The following is a 20915-nucleotide window of genomic DNA, read 5'->3' on the forward strand; positions in this document are numbered from 1 at the left end:
AGCGGAGGATTAGGATGAAAAAATGGCTGTTTTTACTTTCAGGTGTTGTTGTTGGCGGAGGTATTGTCTGGTTTGGTTTAACAACAGCGCAGCCAGCGCCATCGAATTTGCCACAACCACCTACCGATAACATAGCTGAGACTTCAGCCGACACGCGGCAAAATGCAGAATCAACACCAACAGGTACACCGACTGCCCCAATCATCTCGTCTACGACCGTGAACAACAAGCGATACGAGCTCTGCGTTGACCCACAGGCAGCAGAATGTGAGCTGCGTAACGACATTGATTTAGCTGCAGCCCTTTGGTTTAGCCCTCACACCCTCGATAACAACGTTATCGAGCAGGTAATGATGAGCACTAATTTTGACCAAATGCAATTGCAACTGCTGCAACGAGCCAAAAGTAGTGAAACCATAACTAAACAAGCTGCATATCAACAACAATTTCTCGATCTGCAACAACAATTCCCAACCGCCTTAGCAACCACCACCGCCTGTACTGAACAGTTTTGTACACTGGCAGTCAGTCAAACCGACAACAGCCAGCAGCAAGCTTTAATAGATACTATTGCCGCCCTGACACCTGTTGAAAATGGCCATTTATATGTCGGCGAAGGGAAAGATGCCGCCGGTAATATTGAAACGCGTATCTTGTTCGCACTGTCCCCAAATCTCGAAGCGGTTTTCAAGCCCTGATCACCACACAAAAAAAAGCCCGGCGATTAGCCGGGCAAACAACCAAGGTCCACGTAAAACTCAGTTATTGGCTCACGACGATGCGTTTCATCGCTGTCATGTAACCACGTAAGGTTTTGCCGACGATTTCCACCGGGTGTTGGCGGATTGCGTCATTCACTTCAATCAGGCGGATATTATCAACACCATTGTTGGCGGAGTTCACACCCTTACCCAGCAATTCAGGGTTGATGGTATTCACCAGCTCGCGCAGCATTGGTACTGCAGCGTTAGCAAACAGGTAGTTGCCGTATTCAGCGGTATCGCTGATCACCACGTTCATCTCATACAGACGTTTACGGGCGATGGTATTGGCAATCAGCGGCGTTTCATGCAACGACTCGTAATAAGCTGATTCTTCAACAATACCGGCTTCTACCATGGTATCAAACGCCAGTTCCACACCGGCTTTCACCATCGCCACTAATAAAATAGCGCGGTCGAAATAATCTTGTTCGGCGATATGCTCAGCAGACACCGGCGCATTTTCAAAACCACTTTGACGGGTTTCTTCACGCCAGCCCAGCAATTGTTTATCGTCATTTGCCCAGTCGGCCATCATCGTTTCAGAAAACTTACCGGCAATGATGTCGTCCATATGCTTAGCAAACAGCGGCTGTAAAATGCCTTTGAGCTGCTCAGCCAAATCAAAAGCTTTGATTTTCGCCGGGTTCGACAGGCGGTCCATCATATTGGTGATACCACCGTGTTTCAGCGCTTCGGTAATGGTTTCCCAGCCAAACTGAATGAGCTTAGCGGCGTAACCTGCTTCGTAACCGTCAGCAACCAGCTTGTCATAAGCCAGAATGGCACCGGTTTGTAACATGCCGCAAAGAATGGTCTGTTCGCCCATTAAGTCCGATTTCACTTCGGCGACAAAACTTGATTCCAATACACCGGCACGGTCACCGCCGGTGGCAGAAGCGTAAGCTTTGGCAATCGCCAGGCCCTGACCCTTTGGATCGTTTTCCGGGTGTACGGCAATCAGCGTTGGCACGCCAAAACCACGTTTGTATTCTTCCCGCACTTCGGTGCCAGGACATTTTGGCGCAACCATCACCACGGTGATGTCTTTGCGAATTTGGTTACCTTCTTCGACGATATTAAAACCGTGCGAATAAGCCAAGGTGGCACCTTGTTGCATCAGCGGCATCACCGCTTTTACTACAGAGGTATGCTGCTTATCCGGCGTCAGGTTTAATACTAAATCTGCAGTTGGGATTAAATCTTCGTAAGTGCCCACCACAAAGCCATTTTCGCTGGCTTGCAGGAAAGATTTGCGCTTTTGCGCGATGGCATCAGCACGTAAGGCATAAGAAATATCCAGGCCAGAATCGCGCATGTTCAGGCCTTGGTTCAGACCCTGAGCACCACAACCAACGATGACAATTTTCCAACCTTTTAACAGGTTACAACCATCAGCAAATTCTTCTTTTTGCATGAAACGACATTTGCCCAGCTGTTTTAACTGCTGACGCAGATTCAGAGTATTGAAATAATTAGCCATGATTGCGTACCTAAAATTAGTTTCTTTGCCTGCATCGCGCTAAGCGCTGATACGTTAGGGCAGAACAGCGGCTTGGTTTTTTGCTTACGTCAGGTAAGCGGTTCAAGCAGCGCTGTTTTGATGAGGTGAGAATAAGCTGTTGTTCACATTGCGTGAAGTGATATATTCACAAGATAGTATTTCACTTTTTGCAATCATCGTCATGTGGTTGCCCTAAACATTAAGGTCAATCGCTATGGATATCCGCAGCGCCCAGCTATTTCAGCATCTGGCCAGCAGTTTGAATTTCAGTAAAACCAGCGAGCAACTCTATGTGTCACCTTCAACGTTAACGCGGATTATTCAGCGGCTGGAGGATGATTTAGGCGTGCAATTGTTTAGCCGCGACAACCGCTCAGTACGCTTGACCCCGGCCGGGTTGCGTTTTCAGCAGTTTGTGAAAAAGTATCTGGAAGACTGGCATCAGCTGCAGGTGGATTTGGCATTGACCAGCGATGAGCTGCAAGGCCAGCTGCGGTTATTCTGTACTGTCACCGCCAGTTATAGCCATTTACCGGATATTCTGGATAAGTTTCGGCTGATCTGTCCCAAAGCAGAAATTCAGCTCACCACCGGCGATGCGGCGGCTGCCCTTGAAAAAGTTAAAAACGACGAAGCCGATGTCGCCCTTGCAGTTTACCCACCACATTTACCGCTGAATATCGCTTTTGCCAGTATTGCCAAATTACCGCTGCAACTTATTGCTCCGACGATCCCTTGCAAAACCAATGATTTGCTAGCGTTAACCCCCATCCCGTGGCAGGACATTCCAATGATCGTGCCCGAGCATGGACCGGCGCGTGCCCGCTTTGATCAGTGGTTAAAAACAGAGGGCTTCAATCCATTAGTAGTAGCAAAAGTTGAAGGCCATGAAGCCATGGTCAGTATGGTGGCGCTTGGTAGCGGTGTGGCGATTGCCCCGGATGCAGTGGTACAAAATAGTCCAGTGCGCGAGCGGGTGCGCACCGTGCCACTGGACTATCAATTCGAACCGTTTGAACTGGGCATTTGTATGCAATCCAAAAGGTTACATGAACCTTTAATGCGGGCGTTTTGGCAGGTTGCTGCAGAAAAAAAGGCGGTTTAAGCGAGTTCGTTCACGCCATCAAATAATCAATTTTCGCAAGTTTGGACGGATCTTTACCTGCGGCTAGCAGTCAAAAACAACTTGGGCAACAATAAAAAAACCGACAATAATGTCGGTTTTCGAATGACTTTACTCTTTTGAGAGCTGGTTACTTAATCACCCGCAAATGCGAAGGCTTTTTCGGCTTACCGGAGTCATCTGTTTTTGGTTTTTCGGCCGCTTCTACAGAAGAATTTCCACTAACATCAACAATTTCATCGTCTGCCAACTCTTCGGCATACAACTCGTCATCGAGCATTTCGTCTTCATCTTCTTCCGGTGTAAACATAGTACCAGCCCCATTTTCGCGGGCATAAATGGCCAGTACCGAACGCTGCGGAATATATAGTGCAAACGGACTACCGCCAAAACGAGCGCTAAAAGTGACGGCATCATTACCCAGCAACAAATTACCGACAGCTGAAGGATTGATATTCAACACAATCTGGCCGTTTTGCACATGCTGGGTCGGTACTTTCACCCCAGCCATCGTCGCATCCACCACCAGATAAGGCGTCAGATTGTTATCAACAATCCATTCGTAGAATGCACGCAGCAAATAAGGCCGATTGGGGGTCATTTTCAGTTCTTCAGTCATTGCTTAATACCTCGCGCCACGACGAATTTCCCGCTCGGCATCGGTCAGCGACTGCTGAAAGCCATCACGTTCAAATAACCGAATCATATAATTTTTTAAATCTTTACTGCCAGGGCCGGAAATTTCAATACCAAACAACGGCAAACGCCACAGTAGTGCTGACATATAAGTATCCAGCAGACTGTATTCTTCACTCATAAAATACGGTGTTTCCTGAAACAGCGGCGCAATAGAGAGCAAACTTTCGCGCAAGTCCCGCCGGGCTTCCACCGCATCATCGCCATCCTGCAGGATTTTCTCAGCCAGACCGTACCAGTCGTGTTTGATCCGATACATCATCAGCCGGGTTTTACCACGTTCGACCGGATACACCGGTAGCAACGGCGGATGCGGAAAACGCTCGTCCAGATATTCCATAATAATATCAGCCTGGTACAGCGCTAAATCACGATCCATTAAAGTCGGCAACGAACCATAAGGATTCACTTCATAGACGTCTTCCGGCAAATTATCGCGACTAACCAGCAATATATCTGCAGTGACACCTTTTTCTGCCAGTACCATTCTGACCTGATGGCTGCTCATCTCGTCGGCAGCCGTAAACAACGTCATCGCAGCACGTCTGTTGGCAGATATCGCCATGAATTCCTCCGGTAAATTTAAAACGGCAAAGGGGCCACCAGGCCCCTTATCAGTCAGTCAATGCTGACTTAATGAACATCTTTCCAATATTCTTTCTTCAGTAGGAATGCCAACACAAAGAAGATCAATAAGAAAATCATGACTTTAATACCCAGGCTACGCGATTCCAGTTTGGAAGGCTCGCCAGTGTATTCGAGGTAATTAACTAAATCGGCTACCGCACGGTCGTACTCTTCAGTACTGAGTTCGCCAGTGCCATCAGTGACAATACCTACATACACTTCTTTTGATTCACCATCAACCAGCCGTGTTTCATGCTGTTTGCTTGGCACGCCTTGCAGCTCCTGCAACACGTGTGGCATACCGACCAGCGGGAACACTTCATTGTTCACGCCGAATGGGCGGCTTGGATCGACATAAAAAGAGCGTAAATAGGTATAGAGCCAATCCGGGCCACGCACCCGCGCCACGTTGCTTAGATCCGGTGGTGCTGCACCAAACCATTTGGCTAAGTCAGTTTTAGGTGCGGCGTTTTTGATGTGGTCACCGACTTTTTTTGCGGTAAAAGCCAGTTGCTCCATACCCACTTCATCCGGAATACCGAGATCACGGAAAGTTCGTGAATACCGCTGATATTCCATCTGGTGACAACCCAGACAATAGTTCTGGTACATCCGTGCGCCACGCTGTAACGACTCTTTATCCGTCAGGTCAATCGGTGCTTTGTCCAGGTGAACAACGTGACCGCTCGCTGCCAAAGCAGCGGATGATGCGACCAGTGCCACTGCTGCCAATAACTGTTTCAGCATTATGTTAACCTCACAGGCAATGGTTTAGTTTTTTCGTTTTTGCTGTACAACCACAGCAAGCCGAAGAACGCAAAATAAGTGAAAGAGAAAATCTGTGCCAGCAGGGTATAAGTTGGTGTCGCAGGTAATACACCCAACACACCTAACACCACAAAGCTGATGCAGAAGTTAACCAGGTTCCATTTGTGCAGCGCACTACGGTAACGCATTGAACGCACCGGGCAACGGTCTAACCACGGCAACAACGCCAGGAAGATAATCGCCAGGAACATAAAGATCGCACCAAACAGCTGATCAGGAACTGCCCGTAAAATTGCATAGAAAGGTGTGAAATACCAAACCGGTGCAATGTGATCAGGAGTCTTCATTGGGTTTGCCGGTTCAAAGTTTGGCGGCTCCAGCAAGAATCCACCGCCTTCAGGGGCGAAGAAAATCACACCACAGAACACCAGTAAGAAACCAACCACACCGACAATATCTTTTACCGTGTAATACGGATGGAAGGGGATCGCATCAACGATGATCTTTTTGCCACCCTTAGTGAAATATTCATGGAAAGTGAATTTATCAGAGACGTTGTTTTCAACTGGCTGACCGTCATTTGGACGTTTAACATCAATACCGTCCGGGTTGTTTGAACCCACTTCATGCAGCGCAATAATGTGCAGGAACACCAGAATCACCAGCACCAACGGTAAGGCAATAACGTGTAACGCGAAGAAACGGTTTAAGGTTGCTCCGGAAATAACGTAGTCACCGCGGATCCACAACGTTAAATCTTCACCAATTCCCGGAATAACCCCGAAAATCGAGATAATAACCTGAGCACCCCAGAACGACATTTGCCCCCATGGCAGCAAATAACCCATAAAGGCTTCGGCCATCAGCACTAAGAAAATCAGCATCCCGAAAATCCACAGTAATTCCCGTGGTTTCTGGTAAGAGCCGTACATCATGCCACGCAGCATATGCAGGTACACGACTACGAAGAAGGCTGACGCGCCGGTACTGTGCATATAACGCAACAACCAGCCGTAATCGACGTCCCGCATGATGTATTCAACAGAGGCAAAAGCACGTTCGGCAGAAGGTTCGAAGTTCATCGTCAACCAGATACCTGTCAGGATTTGGTTGACCAGCACTAACATCGCCAAACTGCCAAAGAAGTACCAGAAATTGAAGTTTTTTGGTGCCGGATATTGCATCACATGGAGGTTCATTTTCTCCATAAACGGCATGCGATATTCAATCCAACTCATTAGATTTTTAAACATCAGACAGTCCCCTCGTCAGCACCGATAAGCAGCACAGTGTCATTTTCGCTGAGCATATATGGTGGGATCATCAGGTTTTTCGGTGCCGGAACACCAGCAAACACCCGACCCGCCATATCATAGGTGGAACCATGGCATGGGCAGAAGAAACCTGAAGCGATACCTTCGACATGTGCGTCAAAGTCATTCATTTTATAGGTTGGAGAACAGCCAAGGTGAGTACAGATACCAACAGCAACAAACAATTCAGGCTTTTTCGAGCGATGTTGATTCTTTGCGTAATCCGGCTGTTGCGGATCTTCAGAACCTGGATCCCGCAAGTTTGGCTCAACCTTCGTCAGGGTTTCAAGCATCTCTGGGGTTCGTTTTACGACCCAAACCGGTTTACCGCGCCATTCAACCCGAATTAGCTGGCCTGGTTCGAGTTTACTGATATTCGCCGTCACAGCTGCACCAGCTTGTTTGGCTTTTTCACTCGGATTCCAGGAAGCTATAAAGGGAACAGCGACTCCAACTGCACCAACGCCACCTACTACTGAGGTTGCGATAGTGAGGAAGCGACGGCGACCATGATCGACTGGCGCATTGCTCATCCACTCATCTCCACGTTAAAGCTTAAATTATAAGCAATTTAAGCTGCTGAATTTCAGCGATTATTATAAGTTGCAAAATACCGAGGATCATAATGAAAAGCCCTGCCTGATACAAGGATAAAGGCTGAATCTCTTGGTTTCACAGAACTATTTTTTCGACTTTTTATTGATCCGGCACAAGCCAGCTGACAGTAAGCGGAATTTTTACAAGATGCTAACTGCCAGTGTGACAAAGGTCCACGTACAAACAGCCAAAACTATAGCAGCCAGCTGCAAGAAAAGCGCAATGTCAGTTTGATAAATACGTTCGACATCGCTGAAACGGCTAACAAAGATCAAAAAAAAACCCAGCACATGGCTGGGTTTTTTGCAGTAAAAACGAATTAACGTTTTGAGTACTGTGGACGTTTACGGGCTTTATGCAGACCGACTTTCTTACGTTCAACTTTACGCGCATCACGGGTTACGAAACCGGCTTTACGCAGTGCTGGACGCAGAGTTTCGTCGAACTCCATCAGTGCACGGGTGATACCGTGACGGATAGCACCGGCTTGACCAGAAATACCACCACCTTTAACAGTGATGTACATGTCAAACTTGCCAACCATTTCAACTAACTCTAACGGTTGCATTACAACCATACGAGCAGTTTCACGACCGAAGTATTCAGTGATAGTGCGTTGGTTGATAACGATGTTACCAGCGCCCGCTTTCAGGAATACACGTGCTGTAGAGGTCTTACGACGACCAGTACCGTAATATTGATTCTGTGCCATTATCGATATGCTCCGGTTAGATGTCTAAAACTTGTGGTTGCTGGGCAGCATGTTGATGCTCTGCGCCTGCATACACTTTCAACTTACGGAACATAGCGCGACCCAGTGGACCTTTAGGCAGCATGCCTTTGATCGCAGTCTCAAGCACCATCTCAGGTTTCTTTTCCAGCAGCTTCTCGAAAGTGATTTCTTTGATGCCACCTGGGAAACCAGAGTGAGAGTAGTACTTTTTGTTTTTCGCTTTGTTGCCAGTTACAGTCACTTTGTCAGCGTTAACTACGATGATGTAGTCGCCGGTGTCAACGTGTGGCGTGTATTCTGGCTTGTGCTTTCCGCGTAAACGAAGAGCGATTTCAGTTGAGATACGACCCAGGGTTTTGCCTGCGGCATCAACAACGAACCAGTCGCGTGTTACGCTTTCTGGCTTAGCAGTAAAAGTTTTCATCAAACTATCCAAAAAAAATTATCAGTTACACCTCACATAACCTTCGGGCAAAGATTATGTCGTTTATCGAACCCCTTCGAGTTCATCAAACTGCCAGGCTACGGCAGATTCAGGCTGTAACGTGGGCCGGTGGCGGATTATATAGAGAAGCTTGGGTAAAAAATAGCTGTTTTGCAAAAAAAGTCAGCAATTGCGGCCAGATAAACTGTGCATCAGGGTAAATGAGCCAATGACAGATAATCGTGCGATTGCATCTCCTGCAACCGGCTTAAGCAGCGTTTAAATTCAAAGGCTAAAATACCCTGACTATAAAGCTGCTCCATCGGTAACGAAGCGGAGATAATCAGCTTCACTTTGCGCTCATAAAATTCATCGACCAAAGCGATAAAACGCCGCGCTACGTCATCATTACTCTGCCCCATCGGCGTCACTCTGGATAACAACACCGTATGGTAAATTTTACTCAGTTCCATGTAGTCATATTGGCTGCGGGCCGATTCACAGAGTTCGGAAAACTCAAACCAGACAATACCTTCCGCTTCCCAGCAGGTCTTTAACGGCCGGTGCGCGATTTCGATAGTCGCCTGCCGTTGACGAGGCTCCATCGACAAAGCATTGAAATAGTTCAATAAATTCTGATCGGCGTCCTGATCCAGCGGATAATGATAAATTTCGGCCTGCGTTAAAGTGCGCAGCCGGTAATCGATGCCACTATCGACATTGACCACTTGGGTAAACTGCTTGATTAAGGCGATGGCCGGCAGAAAACGCGCCCGTTGCAGGCCATTTTTATAAAGTCCGTCCGGCTCAATGTTCGAAGTCGCCACCAGTGTGATGCCCCTAGCAAAAAGCGCTTGCATCAAAGTACCCAGAATCATCGCATCAGTAATATCAGAAACAAAAAATTCATCAAAACAAATGATATCGGTTTGTTGCTTAAAGCTATCAGCCACCAGCTCCAGCGGATTAGGCTGACCAGCCAATGCGGTCAGTTCCTCATGCACTTTATGCATAAAACGGTGAAAGTGAATGCGTAATTTGCGATTGGTCGGTAGACACTCGTAAAAGGTATCCACCAAATAGGTTTTACCGCGGCCAACGCCACCCCAAAAGTACAAACCCTGCAATGGCTGAAGCTGGAGCTGCTTGCCGGTCAACTTCTGCCAGAAGCTTTGCTTCGCCGGTTCTTGCTGACAAAAATCATCATATAGGCGTTGAAGTTGCTTCACGGCATGTTGCTGGGCAGCGTCAAATTGAAAATCATCGCGGGTCAGGTCTTGTTGATATTTTTGCTGCGGCGTTGTCATGCGGGTGTCTTCGTGCTGCTTTTTGGAATATCAGCAAACCATCTGACATTCAGGCCAATAAGAATAGCTGATATAGTAACACGCCTTACCACTCTGGATAAGAAGTTAGGTTACACTAGAAAGGATTTAAGTAGTTTCAGGAGTCGTTATGAGTATATCCATTGCGTTAATCTGGCTGGTTGCCGGAATTGTGATCGGCGCCATCGCCAGCCGTTTTTATAGTCTTCGTCAATTTAATCAGCACAAACTGCAGCTTGAACTGGATGAAAGCCGCCAGCAACTGCAACAGTATCGCTCCGATGTATCCAGTCACCTCGACACCACCCATCAGTTGATGGCGCAATTGCAGGACAATTATGAAAAAATTGCCCGTCACATGGCGCGGACCAAAATGCAGCTGATTGAACGTCCAGGATTTTCGCAGGATACCGATTTAAACTATTTGTCGACCGACACCGCTGAGCATATTCGGATGTCGCTTGGTAAAATTGATGAAAAGCGCCGCAAAAAAATTGAGCCTCAGGCTGAACAACCACTTGATTATGCGGGTCATTCCAGCGGCATCATGAAAACATTCCCCGCACAAAAAAATTCTGGCGTTTGAAACTTTTTGCAAAATGATGAGTCTCTGTAGGCACTGTTCCTATGGAGACCATCACGATATGAAAATGAAGTTATCTGTGCTCACCGCCAGCCTGCTGGCTGCTTCTTTGTTTACCCATTCTTCTTATGTATCTGCCAAAATTCCATTCTTTGGAGCCGAGTCCGGACAGGAAATGCCCAGCCTCGCGCCGATGCTGGAAAAAATCACCCCGGCAGTCGTCAACATTAATGTCGCAGGCAACCGCGAAGTCAGACAACGGATGCCAGACGCTTTTCAACAATTTTTTGGTCAGGGTGAATTACGCCGTGAACAACCATTTCGCGGGCTTGGCTCTGGCGTCATTATTGATGCCAAAAAAGGCTATGTCGTCACTAATGCCCACGTAGTGAATCAGGCCGATGAAATCCGCGTCACCTTAACCGATGGCCGCACTTTTGAAGCGAAAAAGATTGGTGAAGATCCAGAAAGCGATGTGGCACTGTTACAAATTAACGCTGAAAATCTAACTGAAATCAAAATCGCTGACTCAGACACCCTGCGCGTTGGCGATTTCACCATTGCCATCGGTAACCCTTTTGGTCTGGGTCAAACCGTCACCTCAGGTATCGTCAGCGCTTTGGGACGCGGCGGCCTTGATAACGAAAAAATTGAAGACTTTATTCAAACCGATGCGGCGATTAACAGTGGTAACTCCGGTGGTGCGCTGGTCAATTTACGTGGTGAATTGATTGGTATTAATACCGCGATCATTGGACCTGCCGGCGGTAACGTTGGTATTGGTTTTGCGATTCCGTCCACCATGATGAATAATCTGGTCAGCCAGATCATTGAATTCGGCCAAGTGAAACGTGGCATCCTTGGCATTGAAGGCAATGATTTGAATGAAGAAATTGCCAAAGCGATGAAAGTGAAGTCGACCAAAGGTGCATTTGTCGTTCGTATTACACCAGACAGCGGCGCCGACAAAGCCGGGTTGCGTTCTGGTGATGTGATCGTCAGCCTGAACGGCAAAACAATCCAATCGATGTCAGAATTAAGGGCCAAAGTGGGTTCGATGGGCGTCGGTAAATCGGTGAAAATCGGTGTGCTGCGAGAAGATAAACAGCTGAGCTTTGAGGTGAAGTTATCCGAAAACGATCAAGCCAATGTGACAGCTGGCACTATGCATGAGATGCTGGCAGGCGCTAATTTTGCTAACGGTAACACGCAGGATGGCACGGCTGGCGTCATGCTTTCTGAAGTGGCTGAGCGCTCCCCTGCGGCACAGCTAGGTTTGCAAAAAGGTGACGTAATCATTGGCGTTGCCCGCACCAAAGTGAACAATGTAGCTGAACTGCGGGACATCCTGAGCAAGGCCAAAGGTGTGATCGCCCTGCAGGTACAACGCGAAAACGCGGTTTATTATGTATTAATCCGTTAATAGCCTCCCTCTGACCACTCAGGCTCAACTGGCAGTCCTTGCCTGGGTCTGAGTGGTATTTTGCAACATTTTTCTGCTACATCTTCGCCCACTTCAATGCTATGCTTCTTCGATTCTGACTGTTCTGAATAAATTAAATTAATGAAATCGCTGATTTTTATCATTCGAAGCATTGCTTATGGTTTAGCACTAGCCTTGCTTTGGCTGTTGCTGTTCCAACAAAATGGCGTCACGCAACTCAATCAGTGGTTTCAACCACAAAATCAGGACCAACCAGCGATTTCTTACGCCAAGGCCGTTCGCGCTGCCGCACCAGCGGTGGTGAATGTATATACCGTCACTACCCAGCAAGATCCCCGCTCTTATCAGAGACGTATTATCCAGAATCAGTCTTTAGGTTCGGGCGTCATTATGCGTGCGGACGGGTATATTCTGACCAATTACCACGTCGTCAATGGTGCAGATCAAATCGTGGTTGCGTTACAAGATGGCCGGCAACTTGAGGCCGTGTTGATCGGCCAAGACCGGTTGACAGACTTAGCCGTACTTTATGTCAAAGCCGATAATTTACCGGTGATCCCACAACTACCGGACATCGAACCCCAGGTGGGTGACTTAGTGCTGGCGATAGGCAATCCATTAAATCTGGGACAGTCGATTACTCAAGGCATCATTAGCGCGACTGGTCGTGCCGGCCTTAGCACCAATACTTACACTGATTTTATGCAAATGGACGCAGCCATCAATGCCGGCAATTCCGGTGGCGCTTTAGTCAACAGCAATGGCATTCTGGTCGGCATCAACACTGCAGCCTTTCAGCGCCAACGCAATCTGGAAGTACAAGGTATTTTCTTTGCCGTGCCGTATAAATTGGCCTTTACCGTCATGGAGAAACTGATTAGCCACGGCCGTGTGGTGCGTGGTTATTTGGGTTTAAGCGGTGAGCCGGTGATTAATTCATCCGGTGAACGGCAGCTTTCCACGGCACAAAAGTTCTATGGTATGAAAATTACTGACGTTGAAAACCTCGGACCCGCCGCCGTTTCTGGCTTAATTGCGGATGACATTATGCTGGAAATTCAAGGCGTGATGCTTACAAGTGTCAATCAGGCACTGGATATCGTAGCAGAATCGGTACCGGATACTGATGTGCAGATTGTGATTGAACGACGTGGTCAACGGATGGTTATTCCAACACGTATTGGTACCAGGCTTGATACTGAATAGGTACATTAATCTCCTGTGCATAAAAAAAACCGCCAGCTGGCGGTTTTTTTATGACTTCAAACCAGTTTTAGGCTGGTGCATTAATCCGCTCAATTTTCGCGCCTAACGCCTGCAATTTATGCTCAATTTGCTCATAACCACGGTCGATGTGATAAATCCGGTCCACAATCGTATTACCACTCGCTACCAGACCGGCAATCACCAGACTGGCTGAAGCCCGCAAATCGGTTGCCATCACCTGCGCGCCGGTGAGCTGCGTGGTGTGCTGGCACAACGCATTGTTGCCTTCGAGCTGAATTAAAGCGCCCATCCGTTGCAATTCCGGAACATGCATAAAACGATTTTCGAAAATCGTTTCGGTGACAACACCAACACCTTCCGCCAGCACATTAAGTACCGTGAACTGTGCCTGCATATCAGTTGGGAAGCCAGGATGGGGAGTGGTTTTCACATTCACTGATTTTAACTGGCGACCCGTCATATTCAGCCGGATCCAATCATCGCCCGTGGTAACCTCAGCACCGGCTTCACGCAACTTTTCCAGGACGACTTCAAGTTCACCCGGATCAGTATTACGGCAAGTAACATCACCGCCTGTAACAGCAGCAGCCACCAAAAAAGTACCGGTTTCGATCCGATCCGGTAATACCCGATGCTCAGCGCCAATCAAACGTTCAACACCTTCAATTTTAATCGTTGCACTGCCAGCACCGGTGATTTTCGCACCCATGGCAGATAAGTACGTTGCTAAATCAACGACTTCTGGCTCACGTGCCGCATTTTCAATAATAGTCACGCCATCGGCCAGCACCGCAGCCATCAGCAGGTTTTCAGTGCCGGTAACGCTGACCATATCCATCGCGATATGCGCACCTTTCAGTCGCTCGGCTTTGGCTTTGATATAACCATTTTCGACACTGATCTGCGCGCCCATTTTACGCAGACCTTCAATATGCAAATTCACCGGCCGCGCGCCAATAGCACAACCGCCAGGCAAGGATACTTCCGCGTGACCAAAGCGTGCTAACAAAGGACCTAATGCCAGAATGGAAGCGCGCATAGTCCGCACTAATTCGTATGGTGCCATCTGGCTGTGGATGTGACTGGCGTCAACAGTGACCCGATCACCATCCCGCTGTACTTCAGCGCCGAACATGCTGAGCAACTTAAAGGTGGTATCGATGTCACGCAACACCGGCACATTGCTGATAACCGACGGCTGTTCGGCCAAAATGGTCGCGAATAAAATAGGTAATGCGGCGTTTTTGGCACCAGAAATAGTGACGTCGCCATTCAGGGTGGCGCCCCCTGTGACTAAAAATTGTTGCATTTACTTCGACACCGCAGGAGGGTTAAGGAGTTTTTCACGACGCCACTGCACTGGCGTGAACGCTTTGATCGACAACGCATGAAGCGAACCATCGGCAATTTCTGCCATCAGCGGTGCATACACCAGTTGTTGTTGTTTCACCCGGCTTAAGCCGTCAAAACAGTCGCCAACAGCAGTAATAGCATAATGACTGCCGTCAGCAGTGACATAGACTTCAGCCAGTTGTAGCTGCTCAGTCAGACGTTGTTCGATTTGTTTACAATCCATCAATTGACCTGCTCAGTCGGATCATACCAGTCTACTTTGCTGAAAATAATACTGAAACAGCATCAATCGCGCACGCTAAAAAGGTATGTCATAAAGAAAAATAACCCGGCGATTGGCCGGGTTGTTTGTTGATTCAACTTGAAGACAGCCTGTGCTGTCCGGGATCAGCGACCCCTGACCAAGGCGCTTAGTATATCCAAAGCGCAGGCGAATTTCAGCTAATCCGTTGGTAAAAGTGCCAACACATCACTGACGTTCGCCAAAGATCTAAGTTGTTCAGGCATTTGCTGAAACTTCAGGCTAATGCCAAGCTGCTGTGCTTTGGCCAGTTGCTGGATTAACCAAGCCAGACCCGCCGTATCCACATGCAGCAAACCACCAAGGTCAAATACCGCTTGTTTTGGCATCGTCGCCAGCAACTTAAATGGCCAGTGGGCAACAACGGTGTGGCAATTCAGCTCACCGACAAATTGCAACACGGCACCATTTTGCTTAATTTCAAGCATCTTTCTTTTTCTCAGGCGCTTTGATTGGCGCTTTGGCTTTCTCTTCCAGTAAGGCGGCTACGCTTAACAAACCTTGCTGACGGATCAGGCTACCCAATTCCGACCTTTTGCTGTCCAGCAATGAAATGCCTTCTGCAACCATGTCGTAGACCAACCAGGTGTTGGTATCTTTCATCCGGCGCAGCTTAAATTCGATTTTGATATCTGGTTTGCCCGGATCGATGACGCGGGTTTTGATAGTGATAATTTTACGTTGTTTATCAACCGGTTGACCTGGTTCGATAATCACTTTTTGATTGGTGTATTGGGTGAACACACCGGCATAAGTGCCTACCATGTAGTTCTGAAACGCCGTGACAAATGTGTTGAAATCTTCTTTTGGCACGGTGTTTAATTTCACGCTTTGGCCAATCACATAACCAGCGGCATAACGGCTGTCGATGTAAGGCACCAGCTCTTCACTGACGATGGTGCGCAACACTTCGGCATTTTGCTTGATTTTCGGCTGATCAGCGGCAATACGCTGAAAAGTTTTGTCAGCCAGAACTTCCATCATTTTATACGGGTCGTCATAGGTTGGCACTGCAGCTGTATTTGCCTGAGTGCTAAAACCGGCGGTGGCTAACAGCAGAGCGCTGGCCAAAGTTGCAAATAATTTCATTATTGATTCCCACGATTAAATAAGAACTGACCAATCAGCTCTTCCAGTACGATTGCGGATTTGGTGTCTTCAATACGATCACCATTGCCAAGAATTTCCACGCTTTCGTCGACGAACCCAGGTTGTAAGCCAATGTACTGCTCGCCCAACAAACCTGAGGTCAAAATCGCCAGTGAACTGGTTTCAGGGAAGTTGTTGTAACTACTATTAATTTCGAGCGTTACCACTGGCTGGAACTGTTCAGGGTCCAGATGAATATTGGCAACGCGCCCTACAACCACCCCACCGACTTTCACCGGCGAGCGGACTTTTAAACCACCAATATTGTCAAATGTTGCTAACAGCTGATAACTTTGATCTGAACCGGCGACGCCGGCATTCGCCACTTTTAATGCTAATAACATCAAAGCGGCAATTGAAAGCGCTACAAAAGCGCCGACTAAAATTTCTAATTTACGCGTGGTCATTTTCTCATCCACCAAACATGACAGCAGTTAATACAAAATCAAAACCCAGTACCGCCAGTGACGCTGTCACCACAGTTTGAGTTGTCGCCCGACTGATCCCTTCCGAAGTCGGAACCGCATCAAATCCTTTGTGCAGCGCAATCACTGTCACTACAAAAGCAAATACCGTACTTTTGATAATCCCGTTCAGGACATCCTGTTCAAAATCAACGTTGGCCTGCATCGCCGACCAATAACCGCCAGCGTCCACACCGAGCCAATCCACACCGACCAAATGACCGCCTAAAATACCTACAGCGGTAAAAATCAACGCCAGCAACGGCATACAAACCACGCCAGCCCACAGCCTTGGCGCAATAATCCGGCGTAGCGGATCAACCGCCATCATCTCCATACCCGATAACTGCTCGGTTGCTTTCATCAAACCAATTTCAGCGGTCAGCGCACTACCGGCGCGACCTGCAAACAGTAAGGCGGTCACCACCGGCCCCAACTCGCGCAGTAAACTTAACGCCACCAATGGCCCTAACATTTGTTCGGCACCAAATTTCGACAGTACGGTGTAACCCTGCAACGCCAGTACCATGCCGATGAACAAGCCTGACACCACAATAATCAGCAGCGACAACACACCGACGACATAAAACTGTTTGATATATAGAGGCCAGGCTTTGACAAAACGGGGACGGCCCCACAATGCACCAGCCAACATCAGCGTCGCCCGGCCAAACCCCTGAATGGTTTCCAGGGTGGCAGCGCCCAATTGTTGTAATTTATCCAGTATCAAGCTTTTAACTCCATCAGCTCTTGCGCATAATCGGCCGCTTTAAAATGAAACGGTACCGGGCCATCGGCCAGTCCCTGCAAAAACTGTTGTACCAGTGGCGACTCATGCTGACGTAGCTGCTCTGGCGTGCCGTGACCAATGACCCGGCGCTCAGCGACTACATAAACATAGTCCGCAATGCTCATCACTTCATTGACGTCATGCGAAACCACTATGGAGGTTAGCCCTAAAGCATCGTTCAGTGAGCGGATGAGCCGCACTATCACGCCCATTGAGATCGGATCCTGACCGGCAAAAGGTTCATCGTACATAATGAGTTGTGGATCAAGGGCAATAGCCCGGGCTAGTGCGGCCCGTCTTGCCATACCACCGGAAAGTTCCGCTGGCATTAAATCGCGGGCGCCGCGCAGACCAACTGATTCCAGCTTCATCAGCACCATCATCCGGATAATTTCTTCCGGTAGTTTGGTATGTTCTCGAATAGGGAAGGCGACGTTGTCAAACACGGTCATGTCGCTAAACAAGGCACCGCTTTGAAACAACATGCTCATTTTTTTGCGGGCCTGATATAAATCACGGCGGCCCAGTGTTGGGATGTCCTGGTCTTCAAACCAGATGTGACCGGCGTCAGGTTTTAACTGGCCACCGATTAAACGCAGCAAGGTGGTTTTACCGATACCGCTCGGGCCCATGATTGCGGTGACTTTGCCACGGGCAAATTGCATGCTCATGTCGTCATAAATCACCCGCTCACCACGGCTGAACGTCAGGTTCTGGATATCAACCAGTGGTTTCGCCACAGCTTTGTCCATCATTGGTTCCAACTTATTTCCCTTTCAAACGCTGATCAGTCAGCTTCACAACAGATATCGATCGCAAAACGGCGCGCAATATAAAGTCGACGCTCTGCGGATGCAACATCGTTGTTGATTCATTCAGCAGATTTTACCTGTTTTACCGGCGTGCGTCCGTATATTAAATTGTAATAATCAGTTGCAAAAATCGAAATGTTGCGCATTTCTCGTTTTTTTTTGCATTTCAAAGACAGAAGCTGGAAAATATCGGTTTCGCCGTCTCCATCAACGAGCAGTCATGACGCCAGAACGGCTTCTTTATAGATCATGGGGTTGCTTTAGTTGATACTCGTTCGCATTTTGTCGCAGTTAACTGAATATCAGCTTAATAACAGGCCAGGTTTTACCCCTGTCCCTCTGGAGAATAGACCGTGACGATTGATTATTGTGCCAAAGCACGCCAGGTTTTCGCCATTGAAGCTGCCGCGATCAACGGGCTGAATCAGTATCTGGATCAACAGTTTGCACAAGTATGCCAGCAGATGTTCGCCTGCACAGGTCGGGTCATTGTGGTGGGTATGGGTAAATCGGGTCATATTGCCAACAAGATTGCCGCCACTTTAGCCTCGACCGGCACTCCGGCATTTTTTGTCCATCCGGGCGAAGCCAGTCATGGCGACCTTGGCATGATTACCACGCAAGACATCGTCCTGGCGCTGTCAAATTCCGGGGAAACCCATGAGGTCCTGGTGTTAGTACCAGTCCTTAAACGACTTGGTATTCAATTAGTTGCCATGACCGGCAACGCGGAATCGACCTTGGCTAAACTCGCCGACTGGCATTTGTGCGTCAAAGTTGCTGAAGAAGCTTGCCCGCTTGGCCTCGCACCAACAGCCAGCACCACCGCGGCTTTGGTGATGGGGGATGCACTGGCGGTGGCGTTGTTGGAAGCACGTGGTTTTTCTGCTGATGATTTTGCCCTGTCGCATCCTGGTGGCAGTCTGGGCCGGCGATTGCTGCTACGGTTACAAGATGTGATGCACCAAGGCAGTCAGATTCCATTAGTCCCCGCTTCAGCCACAATTAAGGAAGCTTTGTTAGAAATATCAGAAAAAGGTCTCGGGATGACCGCAGTCGTTGCAACCGATGGTACACTCGCTGGTATCTTTACCGATGGCGATTTGCGCCGGTTGCTTGATTTAAGAATTGACATTCATCAGACCGCTATCGCCGATGTGATGGTAAAAAATTGCATTACCGCCAAACCCGAAATGCTCGCTGCCGAGGCGTTAAAAATTATGGAACAGCGCAAGATTAATGGCTTAATCGTGGTCTCTGCCGGGAATATACCGGTCGGTGCGATGAATATGCACGATTTGTTGCGTGCAGGAGTCATGTAGTGGCTGAGTTGGACAGTAAGTTATTCGGCGAATTGTATCAGCCGCTTCCTGATGGCGTTGCCGAACGGGCACACGACATTCGGTTGTTGATTTGTGACGTGGATGGCGTCTTTTCCGATGGCCGGATTTACCTTGGCAATCAAGGAGAAGAGCTAAAGGCTTTTCACACCCGCGATGGCTACGGGATTAAAGCGTTGCGGCACGCAGGCATAGAAGTAGCGGTGATTACAGGTCGTAATTCTGAAATTGTCAGTGCCAGGATGAAATCGCTGACGGTACCTTATGTTTATCAGGGGCAGGAAGATAAAATGCCAGCCTTTGCCAAACTCCAGCAACAACTAGCGCTTGCTCCGGCACAAATTGCGTATATTGGTGACGACCTATCCGATTGGAACGTGATGCAACATTGCGGTTTAGCGGTTGCAGTCAAGGATGCCCACCCATATTTGCAGCGGCACGCCCATTACGTCACCAGCCTGAACGGCGGTTTTGGCGCGGTACGAGAACTTTGTGATTTACTGCTGATTTGCCAGCAAAAATTTGCCACCTTTAGCGGCAGCAGCACATGAAAAAACAATTATTCTGGTTTTTACTGGTAATCACCGGCAGCAGTATTCTATTTAGCTTGCTGGTCGATGACGACAAACCGCAGACGATGGCGGTGGAAACTGAACTGCAACCTGATTTTGTTGCCTATCAGCTTATCCGGACGAGTTTTGATGCGAAGGGCAATATGTCCGGCATGATCCGAGCCACTCAAATGTCGCATTTTGAACAACTGGGACAAATTCAGCTGGAAGAACCGGCTTACACTATTTTCGAGCAATTCATGCCAAAATGGCAGGTCAGCAGCAGCAATGGTGTGCTGTATCCTGACGACAAAGTAGTACTGGAGCAAAACGTATTGCTGGAGAACCTGAAATCCGGCGAATTATTTAATAAAGTCGAATCTGATCAACTTGAATATGTGTTTGACCAACAGGTTATCTCCACTAATCAGCAAGTTGTGATTTCCGGCGACGGTTTTGCGATCAATGGTCAGGGCGTCAAAGTCAATCTGGTCACCCAAAAATTACAACTACATCAACATAAAGGAACAGTGTACCGTCATGATCAATAAAACCCTGTGGGCACTGCTATTTAGTCTGTGTGCATTCACTGCTCATGCGCAAAACAAGGACTTTGCTGAACCGGTCAGCGTCAACTCCGATAATTTTGACGGCAGCGTCAAAGAGAAAAAGCTGATTTACATCGGCAATGTGGTGGTTAAGCAAGGTTCTTTGCTGATAAAAGCCGATCGGCTGGAAGTAGACAGCTCAGCCGGTCGAGGCAAAGAAGTATTTACTGCCTTTGGTTCTCCTGCGGTTTATTCACAGTTACTCGATGCTGATAAGCCAATTCAGGCGATGGCTAATGAGATTAAGTACGACGTCTCAAGCCGCGTGTTGACGCTCACTGGTAAGGCCGAAATCAACCAAAGCGGCAGCCTGGTTAAAAGCGAAAAAATTCAATATGACCTTGAAAAACAAAAATTAAATGCTGAAAGTGGTAAAGACACTGAACGCGTGACCACCATTTTCACTCCTGAGAAAAAATAAC

The 20915-nt window shown here is 48.1% G+C and carries 25 protein-coding genes; 9 read left to right on the top strand and 16 right to left on the bottom strand.

The window, feature by feature from the left end; translation table 11 throughout:
• The first annotated feature begins 14 nt into the window (after positions 1-14).
• Positions 15-698, top strand: a complete 684-nt coding sequence (locus A5320_RS16975) for a hypothetical protein (protein WP_068067634.1) — start codon at positions 15-17, stop codon at positions 696-698.
• A gap of 64 nt (positions 699-762) precedes the next feature.
• On the opposite strand, the gene ilvC is transcribed toward A5320_RS16975, so the two are convergent.
• Positions 763-2244, bottom strand: a complete 1482-nt coding sequence (gene ilvC / locus A5320_RS16980; protein WP_068067637.1) for a ketol-acid reductoisomerase — start codon at positions 2242-2244, stop codon at positions 763-765.
• Positions 2245-2479: 235 nt separating this feature from the next.
• On the opposite strand from ilvC, the gene ilvY reads away from it, so the two are divergent.
• Positions 2480-3370 (top strand): HTH-type transcriptional activator IlvY, encoded by an 891-nt coding sequence (ilvY, locus tag A5320_RS16985; protein WP_068067640.1) that lies wholly within the window; start codon positions 2480-2482, stop codon positions 3368-3370.
• Positions 3371-3518: 148 nt separating this feature from the next.
• On the opposite strand, the gene A5320_RS16990 is transcribed toward ilvY, so the two are convergent.
• From A5320_RS16990 to zapE, 8 genes are all read right to left on the bottom strand, one after another.
• Entirely contained in the window at positions 3519-3989 is a 471-nt protein-coding gene (locus A5320_RS16990; RefSeq protein ID WP_068068172.1) for a ClpXP protease specificity-enhancing factor, read from the bottom strand.
• Positions 3990-4010: 21 nt separating this feature from the next.
• Entirely contained in the window at positions 4011-4649 is a 639-nt protein-coding gene (sspA, locus tag A5320_RS16995) for a stringent starvation protein SspA (RefSeq protein WP_068067644.1), read from the bottom strand.
• A 68-nt stretch (positions 4650-4717) separates the two neighbouring features.
• A complete protein-coding gene (locus A5320_RS17000) occupies positions 4718-5458 on the bottom strand; it encodes a cytochrome c1 (protein ID WP_068067646.1) in 741 nt (246 codons plus the stop codon).
• Positions 5458-6732 (bottom strand): cytochrome b, encoded by a 1275-nt coding sequence (locus A5320_RS17005; protein ID WP_068067649.1) that lies wholly within the window; start codon positions 6730-6732, stop codon positions 5458-5460. Before A5320_RS17005 ends, A5320_RS17000 begins: the two co-directional genes overlap by 1 nt.
• A complete protein-coding gene (gene petA, locus A5320_RS17010; RefSeq protein ID WP_068067651.1) occupies positions 6732-7325 on the bottom strand; it encodes a ubiquinol-cytochrome c reductase iron-sulfur subunit in 594 nt (197 codons plus the stop codon). Before petA ends, A5320_RS17005 begins: the two co-directional genes overlap by 1 nt.
• Before the next feature lie 383 nt (positions 7326-7708).
• Positions 7709-8101, bottom strand: a complete 393-nt coding sequence (rpsI, locus tag A5320_RS17015) for a 30S ribosomal protein S9 (RefSeq protein WP_068067653.1) — start codon at positions 8099-8101, stop codon at positions 7709-7711.
• A gap of 16 nt (positions 8102-8117) precedes the next feature.
• Complete coding sequence (gene rplM / locus A5320_RS17020) at positions 8118-8546, bottom strand: 50S ribosomal protein L13 (RefSeq protein WP_068067656.1); 429 nt, start codon at positions 8544-8546, stop codon at positions 8118-8120.
• A gap of 212 nt (positions 8547-8758) precedes the next feature.
• Positions 8759-9853 carry a cell division protein ZapE gene (gene zapE, locus A5320_RS17025; protein ID WP_068067660.1) on the bottom strand — a complete coding sequence of 365 codons (1095 nt, stop codon included), beginning with the start codon at positions 9851-9853 and terminating at the stop codon, positions 8759-8761.
• A gap of 148 nt (positions 9854-10001) precedes the next feature.
• Between zapE and A5320_RS17030 the strand changes: the two genes are divergently transcribed.
• The 3 genes from A5320_RS17030 (at position 10002) to A5320_RS17040 (ending at position 13104) form a co-directional block, all read left to right on the top strand.
• Entirely contained in the window at positions 10002-10457 is a 456-nt protein-coding gene (locus A5320_RS17030) for a YhcB family protein (RefSeq protein WP_068067662.1), read from the top strand.
• A 58-nt stretch (positions 10458-10515) separates the two neighbouring features.
• Positions 10516-11877, top strand: a complete 1362-nt coding sequence (locus A5320_RS17035) for a Do family serine endopeptidase (protein WP_068067664.1) — start codon at positions 10516-10518, stop codon at positions 11875-11877.
• A gap of 141 nt (positions 11878-12018) precedes the next feature.
• Positions 12019-13104, top strand: coding sequence for a trypsin-like peptidase domain-containing protein (locus tag A5320_RS17040; RefSeq protein WP_068067667.1), 1086 nt, complete (start codon positions 12019-12021; stop codon positions 13102-13104).
• 67 nt (positions 13105-13171) lie between these two features.
• On the opposite strand, the gene murA is transcribed toward A5320_RS17040, so the two are convergent.
• The 7 genes from murA to mlaF form a co-directional block, all read right to left on the bottom strand.
• Complete coding sequence (gene murA / locus A5320_RS17045; RefSeq protein WP_068067671.1) at positions 13172-14434, bottom strand: UDP-N-acetylglucosamine 1-carboxyvinyltransferase; 1263 nt, start codon at positions 14432-14434, stop codon at positions 13172-13174.
• Entirely contained in the window at positions 14435-14701 is a 267-nt protein-coding gene (locus tag A5320_RS17050; protein ID WP_068067676.1) for a BolA family protein, read from the bottom strand. It abuts the gene before it with no gap.
• Positions 14702-14919: 218 nt separating this feature from the next.
• Complete coding sequence (locus tag A5320_RS17055; RefSeq protein WP_068067681.1) at positions 14920-15207, bottom strand: STAS domain-containing protein; 288 nt, start codon at positions 15205-15207, stop codon at positions 14920-14922.
• Positions 15200-15868: an MlaC/ttg2D family ABC transporter substrate-binding protein gene (locus tag A5320_RS17060; protein ID WP_082971842.1), complete on the bottom strand. Its 669-nt coding sequence runs from the start codon at positions 15866-15868 to the stop codon at positions 15200-15202. Before A5320_RS17060 ends, A5320_RS17055 begins: the two co-directional genes overlap by 8 nt.
• Entirely contained in the window at positions 15868-16335 is a 468-nt protein-coding gene (gene mlaD / locus A5320_RS17065) for an outer membrane lipid asymmetry maintenance protein MlaD (protein ID WP_068067688.1), read from the bottom strand. The genes A5320_RS17060 and mlaD overlap by 1 nt, the downstream gene beginning before the upstream one ends.
• Positions 16336-16339: 4 nt before the next feature.
• Positions 16340-17122, bottom strand: a complete 783-nt coding sequence (gene mlaE / locus A5320_RS17070) for a lipid asymmetry maintenance ABC transporter permease subunit MlaE (protein WP_082971843.1) — start codon at positions 17120-17122, stop codon at positions 16340-16342.
• Positions 17119-17937, bottom strand: coding sequence for a phospholipid ABC transporter ATP-binding protein MlaF (gene mlaF / locus A5320_RS17075; protein WP_231916771.1), 819 nt, complete (start codon positions 17935-17937; stop codon positions 17119-17121). Before mlaF ends, mlaE begins: the two co-directional genes overlap by 4 nt.
• Before the next feature lie 410 nt (positions 17938-18347).
• Between mlaF and A5320_RS17080 the strand changes: the two genes are divergently transcribed.
• From A5320_RS17080 to lptA, 4 genes are read left to right on the top strand one after another with little or no spacing between them, the layout of a single operon-like run.
• Positions 18348-19316, top strand: a complete 969-nt coding sequence (locus tag A5320_RS17080) for a KpsF/GutQ family sugar-phosphate isomerase (protein ID WP_068067690.1) — start codon at positions 18348-18350, stop codon at positions 19314-19316.
• Positions 19316-19885 carry a 3-deoxy-manno-octulosonate-8-phosphatase KdsC gene (gene kdsC, locus A5320_RS17085; RefSeq protein WP_331712116.1) on the top strand — a complete coding sequence of 190 codons (570 nt, stop codon included), beginning with the start codon at positions 19316-19318 and terminating at the stop codon, positions 19883-19885. The genes A5320_RS17080 and kdsC overlap by 1 nt, the downstream gene beginning before the upstream one ends.
• Positions 19882-20436, top strand: a complete 555-nt coding sequence (gene lptC / locus A5320_RS17090; protein ID WP_068067692.1) for an LPS export ABC transporter periplasmic protein LptC — start codon at positions 19882-19884, stop codon at positions 20434-20436. The genes kdsC and lptC overlap by 4 nt, the downstream gene beginning before the upstream one ends.
• Positions 20426-20914, top strand: a complete 489-nt coding sequence (gene lptA, locus A5320_RS17095; protein WP_068067695.1) for a lipopolysaccharide transport periplasmic protein LptA — start codon at positions 20426-20428, stop codon at positions 20912-20914. The genes lptC and lptA overlap by 11 nt, the downstream gene beginning before the upstream one ends.
• The last annotated feature ends 1 nt before the right edge of the window (position 20915 follow it).

The organism is Rheinheimera sp. SA_1, assembly GCF_001669775.1.
In the GTDB taxonomy this organism is placed as follows: Bacteria; Pseudomonadota; Gammaproteobacteria; order Enterobacterales; family Alteromonadaceae; genus Pararheinheimera.

Bases quoted from the DNA above. Each gene is read 5' to 3' on its own strand.
- A5320_RS16975 (WP_068067634.1), top strand. From the start codon at position 15: ATGAAAAAATGGCTGTTTTTACTTTCAGGTGTTGTTGTTGGCGGAGGT.
- ilvC (WP_068067637.1), bottom strand. From the start codon at position 2,244: ATGGCTAATTATTTCAATACTCTGAATCTGCGTCAGCAGTTAAAACAG.
- ilvY (WP_068067640.1), top strand. From the start codon at position 2,480: ATGGATATCCGCAGCGCCCAGCTATTTCAGCATCTGGCCAGCAGTTTG.
- A5320_RS16990 (WP_068068172.1), bottom strand. From the start codon at position 3,989: ATGACCCCCAATCGGCCTTATTTGCTGCGTGCATTCTACGAATGGATT.
- sspA (WP_068067644.1), bottom strand. From the start codon at position 4,649: ATGGCGATATCTGCCAACAGACGTGCTGCGATGACGTTGTTTACGGCT.
- A5320_RS17000 (WP_068067646.1), bottom strand. From the start codon at position 5,458: ATGCTGAAACAGTTATTGGCAGCAGTGGCACTGGTCGCATCATCCGCT.
- A5320_RS17005 (WP_068067649.1), bottom strand. From the start codon at position 6,732: ATGTTTAAAAATCTAATGAGTTGGATTGAATATCGCATGCCGTTTATG.
- petA (WP_068067651.1), bottom strand. From the start codon at position 7,325: ATGAGCAATGCGCCAGTCGATCATGGTCGCCGTCGCTTCCTCACTATC.
- rpsI (WP_068067653.1), bottom strand. From the start codon at position 8,101: ATGGCACAGAATCAATATTACGGTACTGGTCGTCGTAAGACCTCTACA.
- rplM (WP_068067656.1), bottom strand. From the start codon at position 8,546: ATGAAAACTTTTACTGCTAAGCCAGAAAGCGTAACACGCGACTGGTTC.
- zapE (WP_068067660.1), bottom strand. From the start codon at position 9,853: ATGACAACGCCGCAGCAAAAATATCAACAAGACCTGACCCGCGATGAT.
- A5320_RS17030 (WP_068067662.1), top strand. From the start codon at position 10,002: ATGAGTATATCCATTGCGTTAATCTGGCTGGTTGCCGGAATTGTGATC.
- A5320_RS17035 (WP_068067664.1), top strand. From the start codon at position 10,516: ATGAAAATGAAGTTATCTGTGCTCACCGCCAGCCTGCTGGCTGCTTCT.
- A5320_RS17040 (WP_068067667.1), top strand. From the start codon at position 12,019: ATGAAATCGCTGATTTTTATCATTCGAAGCATTGCTTATGGTTTAGCA.
- murA (WP_068067671.1), bottom strand. From the start codon at position 14,434: ATGCAACAATTTTTAGTCACAGGGGGCGCCACCCTGAATGGCGACGTC.
- A5320_RS17050 (WP_068067676.1), bottom strand. From the start codon at position 14,701: ATGGATTGTAAACAAATCGAACAACGTCTGACTGAGCAGCTACAACTG.
- A5320_RS17055 (WP_068067681.1), bottom strand. From the start codon at position 15,207: ATGCTTGAAATTAAGCAAAATGGTGCCGTGTTGCAATTTGTCGGTGAG.
- A5320_RS17060 (WP_082971842.1), bottom strand. From the start codon at position 15,868: ATGAAATTATTTGCAACTTTGGCCAGCGCTCTGCTGTTAGCCACCGCC.
- mlaD (WP_068067688.1), bottom strand. From the start codon at position 16,335: ATGACCACGCGTAAATTAGAAATTTTAGTCGGCGCTTTTGTAGCGCTT.
- mlaF (WP_231916771.1), bottom strand. From the start codon at position 17,937: ATGATGGACAAAGCTGTGGCGAAACCACTGGTTGATATCCAGAACCTG.
- lptC (WP_068067692.1), top strand. From the start codon at position 19,882: ATGAAAAAACAATTATTCTGGTTTTTACTGGTAATCACCGGCAGCAGT.
- lptA (WP_068067695.1), top strand. From the start codon at position 20,426: ATGATCAATAAAACCCTGTGGGCACTGCTATTTAGTCTGTGTGCATTC.